The organism is Viridibacillus arenosi (assembly GCF_001955655.1).
Lineage (GTDB): Bacteria > Bacillota > Bacilli > Bacillales_A > Planococcaceae > Viridibacillus > Viridibacillus arenosi.
On record NZ_MSPW01000003.1, the window covers coordinates 348983 to 372374 of the forward strand.

General features: G+C 34.4%; 25 protein-coding genes. 3 read left to right on the forward strand and 22 right to left on the reverse strand.

The annotated features are described in order from the left end of the window. Positions 1 to 10: 10 nt before the first annotated feature. The 12 genes from nagA to BK137_RS08345 form a co-directional block, all read right to left on the reverse strand. Positions 11 to 1204: an N-acetylglucosamine-6-phosphate deacetylase gene (nagA, locus tag BK137_RS08290; RefSeq protein WP_038181342.1), complete on the reverse strand. Its 1194-nt coding sequence runs from the start codon at positions 1202 to 1204 to the stop codon at positions 11 to 13. Continuing rightward, positions 1201 to 1875 (reverse strand): YesL family protein, encoded by a 675-nt coding sequence (locus BK137_RS08295; RefSeq protein WP_235175709.1) that lies wholly within the window; start codon positions 1873 to 1875, stop codon positions 1201 to 1203. The genes nagA and BK137_RS08295 overlap by 4 nt, the downstream gene beginning before the upstream one ends. 70 nt (positions 1876 to 1945) lie before the next feature. Next, the gene (locus tag BK137_RS08300; RefSeq protein ID WP_038181339.1) at positions 1946 to 3562 is read right to left on the reverse strand and encodes an extracellular solute-binding protein; all 1617 of its coding nucleotides are present in this window, start codon (positions 3560 to 3562) and stop codon (positions 1946 to 1948) included. A gap of 33 nt (positions 3563 to 3595) precedes the next feature. After that, on the reverse strand, positions 3596 to 4474 hold the full coding sequence (locus BK137_RS08305) for a carbohydrate ABC transporter permease (RefSeq protein ID WP_038181336.1): 879 nt from the start codon (positions 4472 to 4474) through the stop codon (positions 3596 to 3598). Between the two features lie 12 nt (positions 4475 to 4486). Then, on the reverse strand, positions 4487 to 5488 hold the full coding sequence (locus BK137_RS08310; RefSeq protein ID WP_038181333.1) for an ABC transporter permease: 1002 nt from the start codon (positions 5486 to 5488) through the stop codon (positions 4487 to 4489). A gap of 27 nt (positions 5489 to 5515) precedes the next feature. Beyond that, positions 5516 to 6667: a Gfo/Idh/MocA family protein gene (locus tag BK137_RS08315; RefSeq protein WP_038181330.1), complete on the reverse strand. Its 1152-nt coding sequence runs from the start codon at positions 6665 to 6667 to the stop codon at positions 5516 to 5518. A 104-nt stretch (positions 6668 to 6771) separates the two neighbouring features. Beyond that, positions 6772 to 7794, reverse strand: a complete 1023-nt coding sequence (locus tag BK137_RS08320; RefSeq protein ID WP_038181329.1) for a LacI family DNA-binding transcriptional regulator — start codon at positions 7792 to 7794, stop codon at positions 6772 to 6774. 610 nt (positions 7795 to 8404) lie between these two features. Further along, the gene (locus BK137_RS08325) at positions 8405 to 9028 is read right to left on the reverse strand and encodes an ABC-2 transporter permease (RefSeq protein ID WP_038181326.1); all 624 of its coding nucleotides are present in this window, start codon (positions 9026 to 9028) and stop codon (positions 8405 to 8407) included. A 9-nt stretch (positions 9029 to 9037) separates the two neighbouring features. Beyond that, positions 9038 to 9658 (reverse strand): ABC-2 transporter permease, encoded by a 621-nt coding sequence (locus tag BK137_RS08330; protein WP_038181323.1) that lies wholly within the window; start codon positions 9656 to 9658, stop codon positions 9038 to 9040. Further along, positions 9655 to 10503 carry an ABC transporter ATP-binding protein gene (locus BK137_RS08335; protein ID WP_038181320.1) on the reverse strand — a complete coding sequence of 283 codons (849 nt, stop codon included), beginning with the start codon at positions 10501 to 10503 and terminating at the stop codon, positions 9655 to 9657. Before BK137_RS08335 ends, BK137_RS08330 begins: the two co-directional genes overlap by 4 nt. Beyond that, entirely contained in the window at positions 10496 to 10879 is a 384-nt protein-coding gene (locus tag BK137_RS08340) for a GntR family transcriptional regulator (protein WP_038181317.1), read from the reverse strand. The genes BK137_RS08335 and BK137_RS08340 overlap by 8 nt, the downstream gene beginning before the upstream one ends. A 747-nt stretch (positions 10880 to 11626) precedes the next feature. Next, the gene (locus BK137_RS08345; protein WP_038181316.1) at positions 11627 to 11929 is read right to left on the reverse strand and encodes a hypothetical protein; all 303 of its coding nucleotides are present in this window, start codon (positions 11927 to 11929) and stop codon (positions 11627 to 11629) included. Between the two features lie 241 nt (positions 11930 to 12170). On the opposite strand from BK137_RS08345, the gene BK137_RS08350 reads away from it, so the two are divergent. Further along, positions 12171 to 12446 (forward strand): hypothetical protein, encoded by a 276-nt coding sequence (locus BK137_RS08350; RefSeq protein ID WP_235175687.1) that lies wholly within the window; start codon positions 12171 to 12173, stop codon positions 12444 to 12446. A 418-nt stretch (positions 12447 to 12864) separates the two neighbouring features. Continuing rightward, positions 12865 to 13086 carry a hypothetical protein gene (locus BK137_RS08355; protein WP_038181315.1) on the forward strand — a complete coding sequence of 74 codons (222 nt, stop codon included), beginning with the start codon at positions 12865 to 12867 and terminating at the stop codon, positions 13084 to 13086. Between the two features lie 214 nt (positions 13087 to 13300). On the opposite strand, the gene BK137_RS08360 is transcribed toward BK137_RS08355, so the two are convergent. The 3 genes from BK137_RS08360 to BK137_RS08370 all read right to left on the reverse strand — a co-directional run bounded on the left by BK137_RS08360 (position 13301) and on the right by BK137_RS08370 (position 15149). Beyond that, a complete protein-coding gene (locus BK137_RS08360; protein WP_038181312.1) occupies positions 13301 to 13666 on the reverse strand; it encodes a YhjD family protein in 366 nt (121 codons plus the stop codon). Next, positions 13663 to 13884, reverse strand: coding sequence for a hypothetical protein (locus BK137_RS08365; RefSeq protein ID WP_038181308.1), 222 nt, complete (start codon positions 13882 to 13884; stop codon positions 13663 to 13665). The genes BK137_RS08360 and BK137_RS08365 overlap by 4 nt, the downstream gene beginning before the upstream one ends. Positions 13885 to 14321: 437 nt before the next feature. Continuing rightward, complete coding sequence (locus tag BK137_RS08370; RefSeq protein ID WP_038181305.1) at positions 14322 to 15149, reverse strand: DNA alkylation repair protein; 828 nt, start codon at positions 15147 to 15149, stop codon at positions 14322 to 14324. Between the two features lie 287 nt (positions 15150 to 15436). Here BK137_RS08370 and BK137_RS08375 point away from each other — a divergent pair, with 287 nt between their 5' ends. Continuing rightward, positions 15437 to 15970: a GNAT family N-acetyltransferase gene (locus BK137_RS08375; protein WP_038181293.1), complete on the forward strand. Its 534-nt coding sequence runs from the start codon at positions 15437 to 15439 to the stop codon at positions 15968 to 15970. Positions 15971 to 16463: 493 nt separating this feature from the next. Here the strand turns inward: BK137_RS08375 and BK137_RS08380 are convergent, their stop codons facing one another. The 7 genes from BK137_RS08380 to BK137_RS08410 form a co-directional block, all read right to left on the reverse strand. Next, positions 16464 to 16802 (reverse strand): cupin domain-containing protein, encoded by a 339-nt coding sequence (locus tag BK137_RS08380; protein ID WP_051448612.1) that lies wholly within the window; start codon positions 16800 to 16802, stop codon positions 16464 to 16466. A 13-nt stretch (positions 16803 to 16815) separates the two neighbouring features. Beyond that, entirely contained in the window at positions 16816 to 17649 is an 834-nt protein-coding gene (locus BK137_RS08385) for an ABC transporter permease (RefSeq protein WP_038181287.1), read from the reverse strand. Next, entirely contained in the window at positions 17649 to 18662 is a 1014-nt protein-coding gene (locus tag BK137_RS08390) for an ABC transporter permease (protein ID WP_038181284.1), read from the reverse strand. The genes BK137_RS08385 and BK137_RS08390 overlap by 1 nt, the downstream gene beginning before the upstream one ends. A gap of 103 nt (positions 18663 to 18765) precedes the next feature. Then, a complete protein-coding gene (locus tag BK137_RS08395) occupies positions 18766 to 20364 on the reverse strand; it encodes an ABC transporter substrate-binding protein (RefSeq protein ID WP_038181281.1) in 1599 nt (532 codons plus the stop codon). A gap of 33 nt (positions 20365 to 20397) precedes the next feature. Then, complete coding sequence (locus BK137_RS08400; protein ID WP_051448611.1) at positions 20398 to 21402, reverse strand: ABC transporter ATP-binding protein; 1005 nt, start codon at positions 21400 to 21402, stop codon at positions 20398 to 20400. Further along, positions 21389 to 22387, reverse strand: a complete 999-nt coding sequence (locus tag BK137_RS08405) for an ABC transporter ATP-binding protein (RefSeq protein WP_038181280.1) — start codon at positions 22385 to 22387, stop codon at positions 21389 to 21391. Before BK137_RS08405 ends, BK137_RS08400 begins: the two co-directional genes overlap by 14 nt. 363 nt (positions 22388 to 22750) lie before the next feature. Further along, positions 22751 to 23296 carry a helix-turn-helix domain-containing protein gene (locus tag BK137_RS08410; protein ID WP_038181277.1) on the reverse strand — a complete coding sequence of 182 codons (546 nt, stop codon included), beginning with the start codon at positions 23294 to 23296 and terminating at the stop codon, positions 22751 to 22753. Between the last annotated feature and the right edge of the window lie 96 nt (positions 23297 to 23392).

Genomic DNA, 23392 nt, shown 5'->3' on the forward strand with positions numbered 1-23392 from the left:
AAGATTGACATTATTTGAATACATCTTTTTGTTGAAAAGCAACTAATCCTCTACAAATTGTCAATTCGACTGCACCATTCTCCCCTAGAACTACGATGTCAGCATCTTTTCCAGCTTGAATAGATCCTTTAATATCGTATATACCTAGACGCTTAGCTTGATTAGCCGATGTGACTTGTAGTTGTTCGTGAATAGTAAGTCCTAGCCATTTTATTAGATTCAATCGTGCATTATTCATCGTGACGATACTACCTGCTAGTGATCCCGTAGAAGTTAAAATGCATTTACCAGCATTAACCGTCACCTTTTGACCACCTAGATCATAAACCCCATCGGACATTCCTTTAGCACGAATTCCATCGGTTATTACGAGCATCCTTTCAAGCCCTTTCATCTTTACAACCATTTTCAATAAGTCTGGATGAAAATGAATGCCATCAGGAATGACTTCAACAAAAATATCATCATTTAAAAGTGCACTTCCTACTACACCCGGATCACGATGATGCAATCCTCTCATTCCATTAAAAAGATGCGTAGCATGTTCAACTCCATGATTTATAGCTTGCAAACACTCATCGTAAGAACCATCTGTATGACCCATTGATGGAATAACACCGTTACTTTTAAGTTCCTTTAGCAATTCAAAATGGTTATCTAATTCAGGAGCAAATGTTAAAACTTTAATATTATCTCCAGATAGCGTTTGCCATTCTTTAAATAAACTCACATTAGGTACTAGAATAGCATCTTCAGGTTGAGCCCCTTTTTGTTCCTTATTAATAAATGGTCCTTCAACATGAATACCTAACATCTCCGCCACACCCGAAAGATTATTCTCTTTCATATAGCTTGCTAGATTTTTAATAACCTCATTTATATGTAATATCGGATTTGTCATCGTTGTTGCAAGAAAAGAAGTTGTACCCTCTTTTGCAAGTGCATAGGCGATTTCTTCAAAAGATTCTTTAGTCGAATCCATAAAATCATATCCGGCAGCACCATGTATATGCATATCGATCATACCTGGAATAACATATTGTTTTCCGGTACAATCAAACACTTGGTCCACATCACTATATTTCGGACATTCTTCCATCTTACCAACAGACTCAATCTTTTCCCCTTTTATATAAACAAATCCATTTGGAACAATTGTTTTTTCAAGTACAACTGTTGCGTTAATTAATATTATATTTTTCATGATATAGTACCTTCTTCAAATTGCTGTTTATTATTTTTATCTTCTTTCTGTATAGAACCATCCGATTCGCCTTTTAATTTAAAAATTTGGGATGACATCCATGTGAGAAATAGTATCGTTACACTTATTCCAAAAAACGGAAGTAAACCTGGTATGAATAAGAAAATTCGATACAAAACATAGAGACCGATAATAGAACCAAGCATTTGGAGTGGAAATGAGATACTTAATAGAAGAGATGTCGAAAAATAACGAGAGAATGGTAGGTCGTAATGCGCAAACACTTGGAATATATTCATTACCATTACAGCATACAAAATCGTAATCATGACAATCAACGTCAACATTAAAATACTATAACTACCACTCATATTTAAAACAATTTTCAAATTGATTATTAAAAAATAACCAATACCAATTAAAATAACACCAATCTTATTTGAGTTAATAAACTCTTCTTTATATATTTTCCAATAATTTTTGATAAGTGTTTTTAAATCATCCTGACCATGTAATCTTTTTCTCATTATCGAAAATAGTCCAACAGTAGCTGGTGATACACCAAAAATAATTAGACCTAGTAAAGTTAATCCAATCCACATTAGTTGCAGCACAGCCAACATCGTCACAAATTCTACAAACCAATAGAGCTTCCCTATCCATCCGTTCATGTTCAATTATACTACCTCCCTTAAAGGGTAAAACTCATACAAGGAGGTCCTTGTATGAGCAATTTTAAATTTACTTTTCACCTTTAGTGCGATCGTATGCTCCTTGAGCAGTTTTAAGATAATCTTGTAATTGCATTTTATCAAGAGTCTTCTTGTAGTCTTCCCACTTGCTGAAGTCTTGTTTACCTGTTATAAAGCCTGCAGCCATTTCATCAACATATGTCTGAATATCTGTCAAGATTGCACTAACTTTATCACTTTCTTCAAGTGTATAGTTCAGTCCTGGCAGAATATCTTCGTCTTTAATACGATATGGGCGAACTTGCTCAGCGTTTTTAATTGTATTTTCTTTTGCTTCAGCACCTTGGAAGTATTTCTGTTTTACAATCCCAGGGTAATATCCACCTGGCCAAGTTAAAAATTCACTGATCGCTTGGTCCATATTTTTACCGTCTGGATTATCTGTAATTTCTGGTAGATATTTGAAATTACCATCTTTATCTTCTTCATAAGTTACACCTTCGAAGCCCATGAAGAACATTTTCGTACCTTCATCACCGTAAAGGTAATCAATCCAGCGGATTAATGCTTCTGGATTTTTCGCCTTATCAGTTAAAACAAACATACCAAGGTTTCCAAGTCCATTTGTAACTGCGTTATAAGCACGTTCTCCTGAAGGACCCTCTAAAACTGGTATACCTACATAACCATCAAGTTTCAACAATTCTTTAGGGTCAACTTCATTTAACATACCATAATTACCTTTAGATGCTTCAGCAGAAAATGTTTGAGGTTCTGTAGTGAAAACATCTTTGTTAATTAAGCCTTCTGTATAAAGCTTGTTCAAGAATGTAAGTAATTCTTTATATTCATCCGTTGACGGAACAAAACGGAATTCTTCAGTTCCTTCTTTAAAGTCGAGGTTAATATTCATCGTTCCTTGTTTATTTAAGCCATACGTTCCACGTAAATAATTAATGAATTCAAGAATACCATATCCACCACCCCAAGCTTGTTCATCCGCTTTACCATTGCCATTAGGATCATTTTCCTTGAATGCTTTCAATACTTTATATAATTCATCCGTTGTTTCTGGCGCTTTTAAGTTTAATTTATCTAACCACTCTTGGTTAATCCAAGGTGTCCCAGCACGAAGCGATTCAAATTTCGGGTCATAGATTGTAGGGAAGCCGTAAATATTGCCATCTGCCATTGTAACGCCTTGTTTCACTGATGGATATTCATCCATAATTTTCTTGAAATTTGGTGCATATTCATCAATATAGTCATTTAATGGTAGAAACACTCCTTGCTGTCCGTATTTAACCAAATCTGTTTTAGGAAAAGCTGATGCAAAGAATAATTCTGGGTAATCTCCTGCTGCAAGCATTAAGTTTCTTTTCTCAGCTAAAGCCTCAGTTTGTACTGTTTTCCAGTTCACTTCAATATTTGACTTTTTCGCATACTCATCCCAAAGCATCAATTTGTTCCAATCTTGTGATGCAAAGAATTTTGCTCCAAAACCATCTACTTCGATTTTTTCTTTAGCAATAGGCATACCTGTTTTATTAACATTATCTACATTCTCGCTTTTTCCAGTTGTTCCTTCATCACTAGAGCATGCTCCTAAAATACTAGATGTTAATAATAGACTTGTCACAATACCAGCAAAATACCTCTTCTTCAATACAATCTCCCCCTCGTATATCTGTTTTCTTTGTTACCCCTTAAGTGATCCAATCATAACCCCTTTTACAAAATATCGTTGTAAAAACGGATAAAGCATAAGCATTGGCAAGTTTGCCACAATCAGTACTGCATATTTCAACCCTTCAACACTTAGTTGTTGAGCTAAAAAGCTTTCAGAAGTTGCTTTAATCATGTCATCAGTTTGACCTTGAATCAGTATTTGTCGAAGAATCAATTGAAGTGGGAACTTATCTTGATCTTGCAAATAGATTAATGCTTGGAAGTATGAATTCCAATGGCCTACTGAATAGAAAAGTACCATTACAGCTATTACAGGGAACGATAAAGGAAGTACAATACTCCAAAGAATTTTGAAATTCCCTGCACCATCAATCATTGCCGACTCCTCTAACTCATGAGGAATAGACTGGAAGAACGTACGCATTATGATAATATTCCAGACTGCAACAGCATTCGGAATGACCATAACCCAAAACGTATTTAACATTCCTAAATCACGAATAAGTAAATATGTCGGGATAAGCCCCCCACTAAAGAACATTGTGAAAACGATAAATGCCATGATGAATCCGCGTCCCTTTAAATCTCTACGTGACAACGGATATGCCGCTAAAATGGTCATGATAACATTCAGGATAGTACCAAATACTGTATATTTCAACGTGTTCACAAAACCATTAATAATATCCTCGTTCTTGAATACCTTTTCATATGCATCTAATGTAAATTCTTTAGGCCATAACCACAGCTCACCTGATAAAACATACTGTGGGTTACTAAGAGATGCACTGAGAACAAAAACCAATGGATAGATTACTAGTAAAGCGACAATTGCAAGAAATACAATGTTGAATATATTAAACGCGCGATCTGTTTTCGTTTCTCTCAATTTAGTCACCCCTTACCATAGACTTGTCTCATTCACTTTTTTCGCAATTTGATTTACCATGATGAGCATGATGAAGTTAATGAGCGAGTTGAACAGTCCAACTGCAGCTGAGAAACTATATTGAGCTTCCAAGATACCGCTTCGGTATACGAAAGTTGAGATAACATCAGACGTCGACATATTTAAATCATTTTGCATAAGATATACTTTTTCAAATCCTACTGCCATAACTGATCCTGCATTCAAAATGAATAGAATAACAATTGTAGGCATAATTGCTGGAATGTTGATATGAATAATTCTTTGGAACTTAGAAGCACCATCAATCATTGCTGCTTCGTGTTGAGCGGGATCCACCGCAGCGAGTGCTGCAATATAAATAATTGAGCTCCAACCCATTGTTTGCCATACATCAGAGAATACAAACAGCGTTTTAAACCAACCAGGCTCTGTTATAAAATCAATTGAATTGCCTCCAAATAACATAATCACTTGATTGACAAGTCCATCTGATTTCAAGAACAAGAGTAGCATCCCAACGACAACAACTGTTGATAGGAAATGCGGTGCATAAATTACTGTTTGAACAAATTTCTTATATCGTAAGCTTTTCACTTCATTTAGCATAAGAGCTAGAATGATAGGAACTGGGAATGAAACTAAAAGTGTGAATAGTCCAATTCCTACAGTGTTTTTAATAAGTCTCCAGAAATAATAACTATCAAAGAATCTCTCAAAGTGTTTAAATCCTACCCAAGGACTCCCCGTAATCCCTTTCGTCGCGATAAAATCTTTAAATGCGATCTGTAGACCATAAAGAGGAAAGTAATGAAATACAAGAAAGTATAAAATAACAGGTGTAAGTAATAGATAAAGCTCCCAGTTTTTCTTGAATGATTTTTTCCATTCAATTCGAGCGTTTTTCTTCACTTTAGGTCTATTTTTTAACGGCTTCTTTATTTCACTTTTCTTTATTTCATCTACATAACCTACACCTTCATCCAGTTTAGTCATGGTCACACCCCTTTTCTTACAAACATATTAACTGTGTACGATAGTAGATTCTTGAGAAATGTTGACTACTTTACCACCTGAACGGATAGATTCAGTAGCTGCACATCCAACTGCTACGCTCATTCTTCCAGCAAATGGAGTTGTAAGTGGTTGTTTATTGCGTAAGATTAATTCAACAAAATCTTGTGCAATTTTCGGATCTGCTCCGCCATGACTTCCTTCTTCAGGTTTCATTTCGTATGTGACATTACTAAACTCTTTCACTGTGTTAGTTTTACGTGTTTTTAGGTAAATTTTGTCGTTTACATCATCGTTCTCTATACGACCTTCTGTACCGATGAACGTATAGTTACGGTTATAATCTGGTGTAAAGTGACATTGCAGATATGATGCCTTAATGCCGCCCTCAAGTTCCATAATAAGCATATTGTTGTCTTCAACATCAATTTCTTCTCGGAATGCACATTCCGTAAATGTATGTGGAACGTACTCAGGACATGTATTCTTTAAATCACACTCTGGACATGTTAAAGTGTTTGGCTTGTCCCCTCCGTAATAATCAAGTGAGCCAAATGCCGAAACTTTTGTCGCGTACTTTCCTGAAATCCAATGGATAACGTCCAGATCATGTGAACCTTTTTGTAATAGTAGAGAAGTTGTATTCTTTGAATTCCCGTGCCAATCGTGGTAATAGAAATAACCACCAAATCCTACGAAGTGACGAACCCAAATCGTTTTCAATTCGCCGATAGCACCAGAATCAATAATATCTTTCATAGTTTGGTACATACTCATATAACGCATGTTGAAACCAACCATTAAATGCTTCCCTGATTTTTCCCAAGCTTCAATAATTCGGTCACAACCTTCGACCGTAATAGCAAGTGGTTTTTCAGAATACACATGTTTTCCAGCTTCAAGAGCCGCAATTACATGTTCTTCATGTAAATAATCTGGAGACAATACTGCGATTGCATCGATATCATCACGAGTCAATAATTCTTTGTAGTCTTTTGTTAAAAATAACGGTGAGCCGATTTTTTCTTGAAACTTGTCTAATCGTTCTTGGGATAGATCAGCGAGTGCAACAACTTCTGATTCACCTTCTGGTTTGTGCCAGTATTGAGCAAGTCCACCTCGTAAACCTGCACCAATGACACCAATTCTTACTTTTTTCATTTTTACACCTCATCTATTTTTTAATTATTTAAATAACGGGGGAATATTTCCTGATTTCCGGAAAACGTTTTCCCAAAGAGTTTTAAAAATTAATTGACGATTTGTTATGTAGACTGGCGAACTAATAATTCGAATGGTAATAAGGTTTTTAACGCCATATTCGGATTATCTTCTATTTGACTCATTAACGTTTTTGCTGCAATTACACCCATTTCATATTGTGGAACCGATATAGTAGATAACGCAGGAACAATGTATTGTGCCATTTCGTTATTATCAATTCCTATGAATGCAATATCACCTGGAATATTAAGTTCAAGTTCATGTGCAGCCCTCATTGCTGCTATTGCAAGTAAATCACCTGCACAAAAAATCGCGGTAGGACGGTTATTTATTGTCTCACTTAATATTTTTTTTGCTGCCAGATAACTTTGTTCCATGCACCAATCAGAATTAATGATCCAGTGCTTTTCAATTGCTAATTCAAAATCATTCATTGCCTTTTTAAATCCTTTGAAACGTTTTTCTTTCGTCATTTCAATTCCAATTCCACCGCCGATGAAACCAATTTTTTCATGACCTCTTTTAATTAAATGTTCAACAGCTTGATACGCAGCTTCTTCCCTATCATAATCCACAGTAGAAATTGCATGATCACTATAGTTAAAGTCCACTCCAACGACTGGAATCAAATCCTTAATTTCAGTGAGTTTTTCTTCGTCAACCTCATCAATTAGTAATACACCATCTACTTCTTTTTCTCGGATTATTTGATGAAAAAGTACATCATCTTCTAAATCTTCATTGCTTATTAACAATAAAGTGTAGCCCGCGTCATTTAATGTTTCATTAATGCCTGAATAAATTTTAGAAAAGTACGGGTTAGTCTCCGCTAAACGCGGACTTGCGAGCCAAGCAATCCTCTTTGTACGTTTCTTCTCTTGAGCTGAAGATGATACGAGTTGTCTTGCATATTCATTTGGAATATAACCTAGCTCTTTAACTGCCTTCCATATTTTCTTCTTCGTATCAGGGTTCACATTCCGTGACGGATCATTTTTTATAACGCGTGAAACTGTTGTAATTGAAACACCAACATGTTCTGCTATTTCTTTTAACCTAACCATTCTATGTACCTCATTCCCTTGCAACCGTTTTCAATTCCTATTATTATACAATATATTTTATAGTAGTATAGGGAATTTTTTACGCATGCCTATATTAGGTCAACAGGTTGTAGGTACAAGTTAAATTAAAGAAATATCAATACCTTTTTTATATTCTGAAAATTGGTACTAAATACAATATATAATCCGAAATATTAATTGTCAATATATTTTTTTATTTACTTTATTAACATAATTTATCATTAAACCACTGTTTAAATGTTGAGTTTATTTAATGTTAATACAATATTATTCTAGAGCTATCAGCGTATTCATGCATATTAACAATACTTATTTTTCGTTTACCAAAACCATTAAAAAGACTGTTAAAAATTATATCTTGTACGTAATCATTATTGGGATTTCATGAGAATTGTAGATCGTATTTATCGATTTTAGTTTGTAAAATATATTCTTTTTATTAAATACGACGATTTAATTTAGAACAGTAAGTCTTTATATTAAGGTTAGTTTTTTTAAACATTTCTATATATTAAAAGAGCATTCTCCTGTAATAGAAATGCCCTTTAATATTTCATATTCTTATTCTCTTTTGACGAAAATTCTTTTATTATAAATCCTTTTCGTTATATTTATATACGCAAATTCTATAAGAAATATAAAACAGTAATAGTGCAATTACTGGTACAGTCAGAAAAACAAAAATGGATGGAACAGTTTCAGCTACAATTAGTAATAATAACAATGGTAATACAGAAGCACTAATTATCAATAGCACAATAATTAATATCCACTGTGCAAATTGAGTGCTTTTATTTATAACAACAGGCAGATAAAAAACAAATATAAATATAAACACACCATAACTTACTGAAGTTGCTGATATTAATAAAAATAGTGACAGCTCTTTTTCCATTAGATTGAGCAGAAACGCAATGCAAAATGTACTGATATGCGTAATTGTATTAATCCAAAAGGACATTACATAGCGAGATTTCACATACAGTTCTCTTGTAATTGGTAAAATGTTAGCGAATTGCTGCCAATTTGCTTTCTCATCAATTGCAAATGTATTTACTATAAAAAATAGCCCCATTAAAGGAGCACCAAATAATGATATTGCAAATGGCCCTTCACTGATTAATGCTATAGAAATTATTAATGTAAAAGATGCTACTATAAACCACCAATGAATCCTATTTATATACCAATCTCTCTGAAGTAATCCCCTCATTGGTACCCCCTAAAATTCCTTTTTCACATAAATTTGTACTGATAGTAGATAAGAAATAACCATAATTAATAACCCACCAATTGGCGCAAAATAGATAAAGGTTTCAATCGTTTTCATCGATGGTATCGTCCAATTAAAATAATCATCTACTAAAAGGTATACAAAAGTTGGAAGCAAGAAAATGGCGACTAAAATAATCCGCCCCATATTTGGTCCTAATTTAATAAACACAGGTAACACGATTGAAAATAGGATTAAACATAATGTCAAGATCCCTAAAAGGATAAAACTCGCTGCCTTTTTATCGTTGAGTATTGAGTCCCCTCCAATAAAAAGTAGAGGTAGAGAGAAAACTAAGCCTATCCCTGTCAATATCAATGCTAAAACATATTTACTTAATATATGCTGGTGCATTTTCACTGGCATCGTGTTTGCAAATCTTCCCCAATTTGACATGTCATCGTAAGTGAAGGCAGTCATTACTTGCATCATAATGAAGACGATAAAAGTACTGAAAAAAGCTACATTTTGAAACGAATAACTTACGATTAACATTAAACAAAACAAGCCAAGCATTACTTTCATTTGCTTTTGTATGACCATCAAATCTTTTTGAATCAATGCCATCATTTTAGAGCCCCCCCTTTCACTGTAAATAACATAACCTCTTCAATTGTCGGTTTCTCAAGAGAGAAGATAGTATTTACTTCAGATCTCTTCACCAGCGCTTCGACACTATAGGCATTTCGACGAATACCTTTAATAGCGGTTGGTGGTATCGCTTTAAGCTCCTGATCATCTCCTCGGAAAATGGCATACTCTTCAAGTAAATAGTCCTTCTCTTCACTGAACTGAATTTTACCTTCATGGATAAATGTAATATAGTCTGCAATTTTCTCTAAGTCTGTAGTGATATGTGATGAAAATAAAATACTATGAGACTCATCTTGCATAAAGTCCTGGAAAAGTTCTAATATCTCATCACGTACAATCGGATCCAAACCGCTTGTAGGTTCATCTAATATTAAAAGTTTTGGATGATGCGCTAATGCTACGGCAATGGATAGCTTCATACGCATCCCGCGTGACAGCTCTTTCATTGTTTTCTTTAGCGGTACATGGAATTTTTCTAGTAGTTCAAAATAGTAACTGACATCCCAATTTTTATATAGTTTCTTCATAAAGTGATTTATCTTAGTTGGGTTTAACGGTTCCGGAAATAAAATATCATCAAAGACTACACCGATTTCTTCTTTTATTTCAATTTCGGCTTCCTCTAATTTTTTTCCGAATAACCGTATTTCTCCTGTATCGTTTTGCAATAAATTTAAGATACATTTAATAGTAGTTGTCTTACCTGCCCCATTCTCACCGATGAAACCCATAATGACACCTCTAGGTAATGTTAGTGAAACATCCTCGATTTGAAATTCTTTATATTTCTTCGATAGGCCTTTTACTTCAATGCTATTCATGAATATTCTCCTCCCCCAAGAAATTTAGGATCTCTATTAAATCTTGACGATCGATTCCTGCTGTTTTTGCAAGATCTAACGCTTTTTGCAAGTGCGACTCAATTTCTCGTTGATATTCTTCTAACATAAACTGACGATTACGTTCTGCTACAAAAGAACCTTTCCCTGGTACTGTTTCAATAAAACCGTCCTTCTCCAAATCGGAATATGCACGTTTCGTCGTCATGACACTAATCTTCAAATCCTTTGCTAACATTCTGATGGAAGGCAATGCTTCCCCTGACTTTAAATCCCCTTTTACCATCGCATTTTTCAATTGCAACGTAATTTGTTCATAAATCGGCTTGTCACTTGCATTACTTATGATTATTTTCATGGTCACACCGCCCTGATTTTCTAACTGTATATACACAGTATATACGGATGACAATTCATTGTCTATCATTGTGTAATAAAAACCCTATAACCATTGAGTTTTTCATTTATCTACTTCAACGTGATTCATTGTCTTATGATGAATTGGGGGACATTCGGGGACTATTTTGGGGACCTATCTTGTAACACAATAAAACTATACGTCGGCAGGTGTTTTACATAATACATTAACTATATATATAGAAGAAACTCAATTAATTACGAATTAGTCATTCTATTTAAATGAAATATAAAAAGGACTATTTATCACTCTTTTCATCTTTATTGACGCTAACATCCAGTTTGTAAATTTAAAACTTTAAAACACCAACCATACAAGAAAATTTTTCAAAAAAAGAGCACCCCGAAGGATACTCATTTATTCTTTATAGTTATGGTCTTATTGGGCAGTTACCTTTATTATTACTTTTCGTGTGGAGCAACTCCCCCTTCACCATCACCGCATTGAAGTTTATATACTACGTAAAGAGCTTCTCAACTTTTAAATCTTCAACCCACGATTATCTAACAAATCCATATGCTTCGTTAACAGGTCGAGTGCCTTTATTTTGTCAGCAAGTTTAATAGATATCCCATCACGTCCTTGCTTTGTTTCGGATTCCTTGTTAACTCTCTTTCCATAACACCATCTCGAATATATCATTGTGTCAGAGTAAAATAAAAAAGCACCCCTAAGGATGCTTCAGTTTTAGAAAGATTCGTTTTCTAGCCAAACACCATTTTCATCTGCTGGATCATAAGACGAAACTATTTGTAATTTTGCATTCATAATCGCTATTTTTTCAGAAGGAAAATTTGATAAAGATGCAATATATGATTCTGCTTGCTTACTGCCTTGATAGTAATGGCTGTTTACAAATTGAAAATGTCCATGAGCATCTTTAGTGATTCTTATTTTAATCTTCTGATCACCAATTTTAACGATAAATTGTCTAACAACTTCTTCGACACTCTCAAATGCTTCATCTTCTAAATAATCTATATCTAACATGATATTCGCCTCCCATACCAATTATAATTTGTAAAAGACTAAAAGTCTGTGATGTAAATCACAATGTTAATAAAAGAAACATTACATACGTGAATTTACTTAAACCTCACTTTGCTTCATGAATAGCATTGTTTCAATAAATTCCTTAAATAGAAATTAAACACATCAACGATTCTTCATAAAAAAATACATGTAGCATAAAATAGTTATGACAAAACATTGATTACTGGAGGCTAACAGTTTGAAGGGAAATAATAAAAGCATAGGGCAAGATAATGGAAACCAATTATCACTTCAGGCCGCTGAGCTAGCCGTCGTTGCTGAAGTAATATCTACACTCGGTGACACAATATCCACTATTTCAGCAATACTTGCATTAGAGGCAGAACGACAAGAAATAAATAATGATAAAAAGGATAGAGAAGATAATAAAAATATGCAAAAACAGATTGATTATTTAACCTCTGAATTAGAAAAACTAAAGTATCAAGTTAATAAACAGAAACCTTATAGGTAGTAGTTTGACTAACTCCTCTGTGTAAAATTGAAATAGTCATTCTTTTCATTTTTATTCCATGGGCTTTGCAGTTGTTGTGCTCAACAATAGTATCTAAATTCTAGTATAAGTGAATTATAGCGGAACTTTTCCCCCGCATTCTTGTATGTTTTCGTTAACTTTCAGTTATTCTGCAACGCTTGTAGTTCACCCATACTAGTTTGAAATTTCTCAACCTCATCTTCTTCATTTGCTTTCTTTCACTTGCAAACAGACAGAATCGATTTCATTCTCAATTTATTTCTTCGACTTCAAAGGTCCGTTACATATAGTACATAGCTCCATAGCAAACCTCCAATGCATCCTTCTTATAAATCCTAAAACGTACAGGCACCTAGTAACTCAAAAAACATATACTGTGCTGAAAGGATTGATAATTATGCCTTGGCATTATAAAATTAGGTACTTAATAGGCCAACCAGTTGGAATCTCATTCACAAATGGTCAAGGGACTTCAGGTGTTTTGTGTGGTGTATCAGGCGGAAAACTTCTTGTTACTGAATACCTATATCAAGCACAATTCGCACTCAAACAATACGACCTCCACATGATCCAAGATATCAATGGATTTCCTTCATGTCATAACCAACAGTTATATTAATAAAGCATCCATTTAGGATGTTTTTTTGTTTATAATTAAACATAGTAGGGTATTGACGATAATCACCAAATAAACGAACATTCAATAAGTATTAGTTTGAAACTCTCTTTTACCACAGTAAAAAAGCACCCCGGAGGATGCCGAGTTTTACTGTGTAATTAGAGTTTTATCATACAGTTACCTTTATTATTACATTTCGGCAGAGTTAGGTAACTTAACTAAGTTGCTCTCTATATTCCAATCCAAGTCTTTTCTTTACTTCCTCATTTACTTGATTTCGTAAAGCTACTTTAGAGTAACGTAATTCCTTGTCATTTCCTCGAGTCTTAATAGTATAAGCGACGAAATATTCGTCAATTTCCTTTGTACCTTCCAATACCTTCATGCCATGCATACCCAATGTTCGGCTCACATCTCTTAGATCTCTCGTTAAATTTTTCAACTCTTGATCAATCCACGCTTTAAAAGCAAAATTTGTTTTTAACGAATCCATATGTTTTTTATCCCGCTCTAAAGTACGTAGTGTAAGTTCTAATATGATTGCATTATGAATATGAATTTGTGGGTCTTGATGAATCATACAACAACATTCTCTTTTCGAAATACTGAACTAGTAGCAAGAACATTTTCTATTATGAAAGTTCTTTTTGCATGTTTCACAAAGCAATAATCTTGGAAAATTCCATCGGTCATTTTAATGATTTTCACACGCCTTTTAGTTATCTTTCCACCTTTCGACATGTATATTAAATCAATAATTTGATTGCGCTGCATGGCTTTGATTAGCTGCTCTTTCACTATGTTCACTCCTTTTTTATCAGTATACAGAACATTTGTTCTTATTTCAAATAAAAAAATAACCTGTTAGCTTTTAATTGCTAACTGGCCAAACTATGTATTACTTTTCTACTGCAAATTATCCGCTCTATCTTTGCTAATTCCACTTTTGTATTGTTTCTTCTATCAGGTCACCTGCTTCTAAAAGAATTGAAAGGTGATTTTCATTTTTGATTATCTGACGGATTGGTAACAAGCTGTATTCACTTTTGGCAACTCTGTAAGATCTCTGAAAAAGAAAATGAATACTGTGCCAAATTAAATTGCTCCTAATTCTTATCAAGATTATTCTCGTCATCCTACCTGTTCGTTAACACATAAATATAAAAATTATATTATTCAAAAAGCTACAATATAATAATCAATTATAACATTTACTTTTGCATATGATTTTCAATTTAATTATCCTTCATTATTGTTCTCTTGGCTTTTTTAATAATTCTACTCGTCTCCCTAGTATCTGAATCTTTCTCCCACTTTTCGCACAGGTTTATTACCCATTCTGGTTGGGTTTTGCTAGCATCATTTAACCAGTTTCCAACAGAATCTTGAACATACTTAGACGAATCTGATTTGAGTAAATTAAGAATCGGTAGGGCTTGTTGAGGTTCTTGTTTTAGTGTTTCAATGTGCTTAGTCCATACACCACGTGGACGAATAGATTCTACTGAGAATCTGCGAATATTCTCATCATCACTTTTTGCCCATTCTTCTAACAAATTCACACTCATCTCTATATTTTCTGAAAGGTTTTCTCGAATAGACATCCAGGCAATTTCCCGAACACCAAAATGAGGATCTGCTGCGAATGGCTCAATATACTTCAATTTCCCTTCTAATGAGTCATTGGAATTTTTATTCATAAATGCTGCCCAACATCTTACACTATCTGACATATGAATGGAGCATTTCATTATGATTTCTTCCCTTTTTATTTCAACTTGCCCTGCCATTACTTTATCTAACAAAGCTCCTGTCATACGTATAGCTTTCATGCCAGAATGGGCTTCCTGCAGCTCTAATTCAGCTATGACAAATTCTACTTTATCCTCTAAACCAATCTCTGGCAAGATACTCTTTACTAATGAACTATGATTAATAGAAAGCCATTCCGTTAAATTAACACTCTCTATTTCACCTTGATTAAGTAATTCTAGAACTTCATTGGGGATTTCACTAGCTTTTCTAGCCCCTTTTCTGTTTAATATATCTTCACTAACAGTCATTAAACACCCTCCTTATAATCAAAACACGACCGAATTATACCTTAAATATATAAATTAGGTAATTTTCTATTCATTAATACTATTGTAAACTAAACTATTCAAAAAAATCTTATCAACACACTTCATAATTTGGAAATATTTAAATAAATAGAATATTGTAGTAAAATGATATAGATTATTATTAATTTTTTAAAATAATACATATTAAATGTAACAGGTGAAGTATTAAGCTAACACGATGAAACATTCACTTAAATAAAACGAGAATTAGAGAAAGGTGGAAAATGATGATATCTCATAAAGATAATAGTGTTCTTATTCGCTCCATGATAAAAAGTGATGTAGGAAATTTTGTAACTGCGTTTGCTGAGCAAAATTGGGAGAAAGCATCTGAGTTATTTCATAACTATTTCAATCAGCAGGAGAAGAATGAAAGGGCTGTAATAATTGCTGAAGTAAACAATGCAGTTGCTGGATACGTTACATTACTTCCGAATACTGAAGTTGGTCCTTTTTCATCTAAAAACATACCGGAAATCGTCGACCTAAATGTACTTATTAAATTTCAGAATAAAGGTATAGGCAATAAAATGATGGATGTAGCAGAGAGACTTGCCAAGGAGAAAAGTAACTTTGTTTCACTAGCAGTTGGATTGCATTACGGATATGGTTCAGCTCAACGAATGTATGTAAAACGAGGGTATATTCCTGATGGTTCCGGCGTTTGGTATAAGGGGGAACAATTAGAACAATATGCAAAATGTGAAAATGATGATGATTTAGTACTATATTTCCTCAAAGATTTTAAAACGAAAGATTAATGACTAGATTTAATACATGATTATTTCACTGAGAAATCATGAAAAGGACCTTTATAATACCATCTGATCATTTCTATTACTACTAAATAACTGCACCATCAGGAAATGTAGAACAAGGCACTAATTCAATAAACGTTTTCTCTTTTTGTTTAACTTTAAAAGCTTCTGCATAAGCTCTTGCCTAAGATGGTTTTTCAGCCAATATAGCAATTTCCCCCATTTGACTCATCACATCTTTTTTAATATTTTTTAGAGATTTACAAAAACATAAAACTCAACTAATCTAATTAGTTGAGTTTATTATGAAATACATATTTATTATTTTACTTTAAACGATTTAAAATATCACTTTTTAAAATTCTTGTATCAGTAGCGCCTTTTAAATATTTTAAATCACCTCTAGCAAGCCAATCTATTTCTCAAGATTCATTAAAATTTGAGGAATTTATTGCATATCTTATTGGACCAATTTTGAATAAGAAAGCACCAATTATTATTCAGCTTTTTTCACCATAAAGCAAACGAGCATACATGGTTCACTGCTATTATTAACGCACCAGTGCTCTTCGCCAGCGGGGATTAGTGTTGCATCTCCAGCCTTTTCCACACTGTATTCACCATTACAATATGTTTCTATTTCTCCACTGAAAATATAAGAATACTCATCTTCATTATGACAGCTCATGCCTACAGTAGGAATTCGTTCGCCAGGTGTTAGAGAAATAACACTCATGCTCACTTCTTGAAAATTCCCCTGTTTTGTAAAAAGTTTCTTCATTTCATAAATTGGCATGCCAATGGGCTCGACTTGATTAATATTAATTTTTCTCATTTCATTTTACCACCTATTCTTTTTGGAGTTTTGGATCCAGGAAGTCTCGTAGACCATCCCCTACGAAGTTAGCACCTATAGAAATTGAGAAAATTGCTAGCCCTGGGAAGGTAGATACCCACCAATTTTGAATAACCTTTGCCCCATCTGATACCATTGAACCCCACTCAGGTGTAGGGGGCTGTGTTCCTAGTCCAAGGAAGCTTAATCCAGAAAACATCAAGATTGCATTCCCCAGGTCAAGTGTTGCCATAACCAATAATGGACCAAAGCTATTCGGTAAAATTTCTAAAAATAGAACTCGAATATGTGAAGCACCCATCACGCGAGAAGCAGTAACATACTCACTTTCTTTTAAGGAGATAACCATTGAACGCATTAATCTTGCATAATTTGGCCACCATATAATGGCCATTGCAATTACTGAGTTTATGATACTTGGACCAAGTGCTGCTGCGATTACCATCGCTAAAATTAGTGGTGGAAATGCCATAATAAGCTCTGAGAAACGCATCATTACTTCGTCCACTTTCCCGCCTTTATATCCTGCTATTCCCCCAAAGAAAATACCAAAAGAAAAGGCAATTATCACGGTAATAATACCTGCTGATAAAGAAATTCTAGAGCCATACATAACACGTGAGAATACATCACGCCCCAACTCATCGGTACCAAAGAAATGTGAAAAGCTTGGTGGCTGATATCGAATGGACAAATCTTGTGCAGTTGTACTATGTGTAGCGATTAATGGTACAAAAATGACAACGAAAATCCAAAATGCACAAATGAATAATCCCAGTTTAAAAAGAAATCCTTTTTGAGAGATAAAAGAGCTAAATTTTCTCATTATTTATACCTCACCCTCGGATCAATAATCCCATAAAGGATATCAATTAGTAGATTAATAACAACATAAATAAAAGCAATTAATAATGAGACGCCGCATATAGCTGGGAAATCGAGTGAAACGGCAGATAGGTAGGCATATTGTCCAATTCCTGGCCAAGCAAAAATATTCTCAACTAGCACCATTCCACCTAGTAAATTACAAAATCCTATTCCAGCTACTGTAATGACCGGTATCATTGCATTGGAAATCGCATGTTGAACGATAATCGCAGATTCCTTCAAACCCTTAGAACGAGCTGTACGTATATAATCCATTGACAACACTTCAAGTAAATTAGATCTTGTTTGACGAGCAATTAATCCCATAGTAAAGAATCCTAACACCGTTCCTGGTAGAATCAAGTGCATAGCCACATCACCGAATAATTGAAAATTCCCACTAATAAGTGAATCTAATAGAAGTAATCCTGTTCCCCCTTCAGGAGTTGTTGCTCGTGCATCAATTCGTCCAGGTCCAGGCGTAATGCCTAAAACTGAAGAAAAAATATTGAGCATGATTAAAGCAAACCAAAAGCTTGGTATAGATACCCCACTAATAGAAACAGTACGAATGATATGATCAATAGCCTTATTTCTGAAAATGGCAGAGATTGTTCCAAATAGAATACCTAATACTAAGGCAATCACCATCGCTACTATCGATAATTCCAATGTTGCTGGGAAGAACTGCATTAAATCATCAAACACAGGTCTACCTGTTCGTATTGATGTACCCAAATCACCAGTCAATAAGTGTTGGAAGTACAGAAGTAATTGACTAAAAAGCGACTGATCTAGTCCCCACTTCTCTTTAAAAGCAGCAACAATTTCAGGATTATTCAATGCACTTTGGCTCAAATTCGCAGCAACCGGATCACTTGGCACTAAATGCGAAAGAATAAAAACGAAAAGTGCCACACCAAATAATAAGAAAAGCAGAAACAATAGACGCCTAGCAATAAATCTAAGCAATTTGAATCACACTCCCAACTAAAATACAGCTTCCTAGTAAATTTCAATAAATAGCTACAGTAGATAGTTACCTACCTACGAATAGCTGCTTGATCGTAAAAAATTATTTTGAAAGCTTTAATTCATTTAATCGTAATTTATAAAGGTCGTTATAAGTAACACCTTCAAGTTTGGTACCTATAGCAAATGATTTAGGGTGCTGTACTAAGAATGCATATGGACTATTCTCAGCAATTATTTTCTGCATTTTCCCAGAAATTTCTGCACGTTTTGTATCATCAATTTCCACTTTCGCTTGTTCAGATAAACTTACTAATTCAGCATTAGCTGAGGGTTCCCAGTTCGCACGTTTTCCTACAATATCGCCTGGAATAAATGCTAATTGGTTGCTTAGATCATAGTAGTCAGGTGACCAGTGCATAACTAGGAATGGCGTTTTCCCGTTTCTATAGTCTTCGATAACAACCCCAACATCTCCAGTTTGAATTTCCACATTAATATTAATTTTCGCAAGATCTTCTTTTACTTTTTCAGCAATTGTTACCCATGAAAGTCCTTCTGAATCGTAATTAGCAGCTGTTAGTGGTACTGTAAAGCCATTTTCATACCCTGCCTGTTTCATCAAATCCTTTGCCTTTTTTAAGTTTTGATAATTATCTGCTCTAGATTTTGCACCAACAAAACCATCTTGAACAAATGACATTGGTAATAGTGCGCCATCGCCTGCTAATTGCTGGAAGCCTTCATAGTCAAGTGCGTAACGAACAGCTTGCTGAACAAGTGGATCCGCCATTTCTTTTCCTATTTCAGTACTATTATTCATTAGTAAGAATGAAATTGTTGAAGTTGGTGAAGATACAACCTTCGAATTTCCACCCTCTTTGATATTTTTCACTTGGTCAGGTCCAACGCTTAACGCTACGTCAATTTCACCTTTTTCAAGTGCTTGAATTTGTGTATTTGGATCCGGAATTTCTTTGATGATAATCTTACTCGCATTCACTGTACCCTTATAATACGGATTCTTTTCAAGAACCATCTCTGTATTTGGAGTCCACTTCTTCAATACATATGGACCGCTGCCTGCTGATGTCCCATCAAGGTGAGTAGTAGCTGTATCAGTTGTACTTGCATCTTCTGCATCTGATCCACCTTGTTCCTTCACAACTTTGCTATCTACAATTGCAAAGGCATTACTTGTAAGTTTTGAAATAAATGATGCATCCTTTTCCTTAAGATTGACGACAACAGTCTTGTCATCTGGCGCTTCCACTTTGGCAACTCCTTCTGCAAGGGCAGAAGCATTATCTTTTAAATTTATTGTACGATTAAAACTAAATACAACATCCTCTGCAGTTACAGCATTACCACTTGAAAATTTACGACCCTCGTCTAGCTTAAATGTATACGCAAGTCCAGATTCGTCTACCGTATATTCTTTTGCAAGGGCTGGCTTTGGTGTAAGTTCTGACCCTTCCAACGTGTATAAATTCTCATATGTTGCATAGAAATAGAGATTCCCAAACACTTCATAAGCACGAGCTGGATCCAAGGTTTTCCAGTCGGAAGCAACCCCGATAACGATTGTATCCGTGTTAGATGTGCCTTCAGATTCATTTGTTTTTTCTTCATCATTGCTACAGGCGAAAAGTGATAGAACCAATACCAATAAGATAGACAGTAAAGAAATTTTTTTCATCATCTACGTTCTCCTTTTATAAAAAATTTTATAGTATTACGTTGTATGCAAATGACATGCTGCAAAGTGATTACTACCTGTTTGAATAAAGTCAGGCTCCTGTGTTTTGCAAATATCCATTGCTACAGGGCATCTTGTATGGAACCGACATCCGGCAGGCGGATTAGATGGACTTGGAACATCTCCTGTAAGAATAATCTTCTCTCGATGTTCATCGCTAACATCTGGAACAGAGGAGAGGAGCGACTTTGTGTACGGATGTTGCGTTTTTTCATATAGTTCATCACGAGTAGTCAATTCAACAATTTTACCTAAATACATAACTGCGACTCGATCACTAATATGGTGTACCACGCTTAGATCATGGGAGATAAATAGATAAGTAAGGTTCAATTGTTTCTGTAGGTCCTCTAGTAAGTTAATTACCTGTGCTTGAATTGACACATCTAAAGCTGAGACAGGTTCGTCACACACTATAAGATCTGGATTTAGTGCCAATGCTCTAGCAATTCCAACTCTTTGTTTCTGACCTCCTGACATTTCATGAGGAAATCTATCGAGGAAGCGACTTGCTAGACCAACCACATCCATTAGTTCTTTAATTTTTGCTTCACCATTTTGTATTTTATGAATTTTGAATGGTTCTAGTAAAATTTGCTTAATGGTTCTACGTGGATTTAAGCAAGCAGATGGATCTTGAAAAATCAGTTGTGCCTTTTTGGCAAAATTTTTCCGTTTTGATTTTGAGAAATTTGTAATATCCTCGCCATTAAATAAAATTTCAGATCCCTGATCAGGTGTATATAGACCAAGTAACGTCCTACCTAATGTACTTTTACCACATCCACTTTCACCGACAAGACTAAATGTTTCACCCTTTTTTATCGTAAAAGAAACATCATCTACTGCTCTAAGTAAGCCTTTTTTTCCATCTGGACTTTTAATATGAAAGGTCTTTTTTAAGTGTGAAACTTCTAAAATGTTTTCTGTGCCAATGTGGTTTGATATCGCAGCTATACGATTCGATTTATTTTGTTGCATTTACATCATCACCCTTTTTAGATCCGTCATAAATAAAGCATTTTACTTCACGACCATCTTCTAGTTGAAATAATGGTGGAGCTTTCAATTTGCATTTCTCTGTTGCATATTTACAACGAGGATGAAAACTGCAACCACTTGGCATATTCAACGCATCAGGGACAGTGCCTTCAATCGCTTCAAGTCTTTCCACTTTACTAGAGATTTTAGGTATAGCATTAAGCAATCCTCTTGTATATGGATGAAGAGGATCAGTAAATACTAACTCAGTTGGACTTTTTTCAACAATTTGGCCAGTGTACATGACTACTACTTTCTCACACATTTCTTTCACGACACCCAAATCATGGGTGATCATAATAATACTCATATCTCTTTTTTTCTTCAGACTGTTCATTAAATCTAGAATTTGCGCTTGAATAGTAACATCTAATGCAGTAGTAGGCTCATCGGCAATTAATAGTTTGGTATTACAAGCTAAAGCGATAGCTATCATAATTCTTTGTCGCATACCACCAGACATTTGATGTGGATATTCATGAAATCGCTGCTCAGGAGAAGGGATTCCTACCATTCTTAGTAATTCAATTGCATGATTTTTTGCCTCTTGTTTACTTACATCTTTTTGGTGAATCAAGATTGGTTCCATAATTTGCTTGCCACAAGTATGTAAAGGATTAAGTGAGGTCATTGGCTCTTGGAATATCATTGATATAGAATTTCCTCTAATCTTCCGCATTTCATTAGGTGAGAGTTTTAACAAATCTAAGCCATCAAAATCAATATTTCCAGTGATTTCAGTGTTAGCATTTTGTAAAAGTCCCATTATAGTAAGGGAGGTAACACTTTTGCCGCTACCACTTTCACCAACGATTCCTAATGAACTACCTTGCGCTAGTTCAAAGTTTAGTTTATCTACTGCTTTGACAACACCCTGGCGTGACTTGAATTTAATCGTCAAATCCTCCACTCTTAGTAATGTCATCAGTTTCACCTCTTTCAAAAGTATTGTTAAAAATGATTGCTAAAGAATAGATATACTACAGATATAAATAAACTTATAATTCAGAAAATTTAACATACTAATCTATAGCACAAAATTTGGCTTGGGGAACACCAAATTAACTATTGCTCGCAATCTTCCTTTAATTTTCGCCAAGTTTCTTGGATTGTCGAAAAATCAAATAATTTCTATAAGTGTTTTAATAAATCTTTAATAAATGGTTCCGTTCTGAAATTCTAACACCCATAGAGGAAATCAAATCTTAAAATCATTGGGTAGATCTTCCTTTTATTTGTTTACGGAAACCTTAAGTCTCTATGTGTTTAATTTATGAAATTTATTTGTTTAGTTAAAAATAACTGGAGTGATTACGGAAAGTAATATAGTTTCCTGATTCGTAGGATTTTCCCATATATGAGGAAGACTTGAAGGGAAATGTATTGCTTCTCCTTCACGCAGATAATATTCCGTCTGGTCAACAGTGAATAATACAGCCCCTTTTAGAACGTAATAAAACTCTTCACCCGGATGTTTAAATGGTTCATTTTCTTTTTGGTGAGGTTTTATTGTTACGAGAAATGGCTCTATTTTTCTATCTGTAAAATTATTGCTTAACCTAACATAAGTAGAATCAGAACTTTCTATTTTAAAAGGTTTTTGATCTTGCTTTTTCACTGCGTAATTTAGATTTTCTGTCTCTTCGAAGAAATGAATCATCTTCACTCCAAATGCGTCAGCAATTTTTTTTAATGATGTGATAGCTAGTGATGATGTTCCTCTCTCAATTTGGGATAAGAAACTAACAGACAAATCTGTCTTTTCACTCAATTCCTTTAAAGTCATACCTTGTTCAAATCTTAATTGCTTTATTTTTTGAAAAATTTCTTCCATAACTTAATTCCTTTCTCTTAACAGAGGAATAATTACTGTATAACTGTAATTTATTATGATTTCACCTAAAATATTCTCAATATTCTTAATATAATA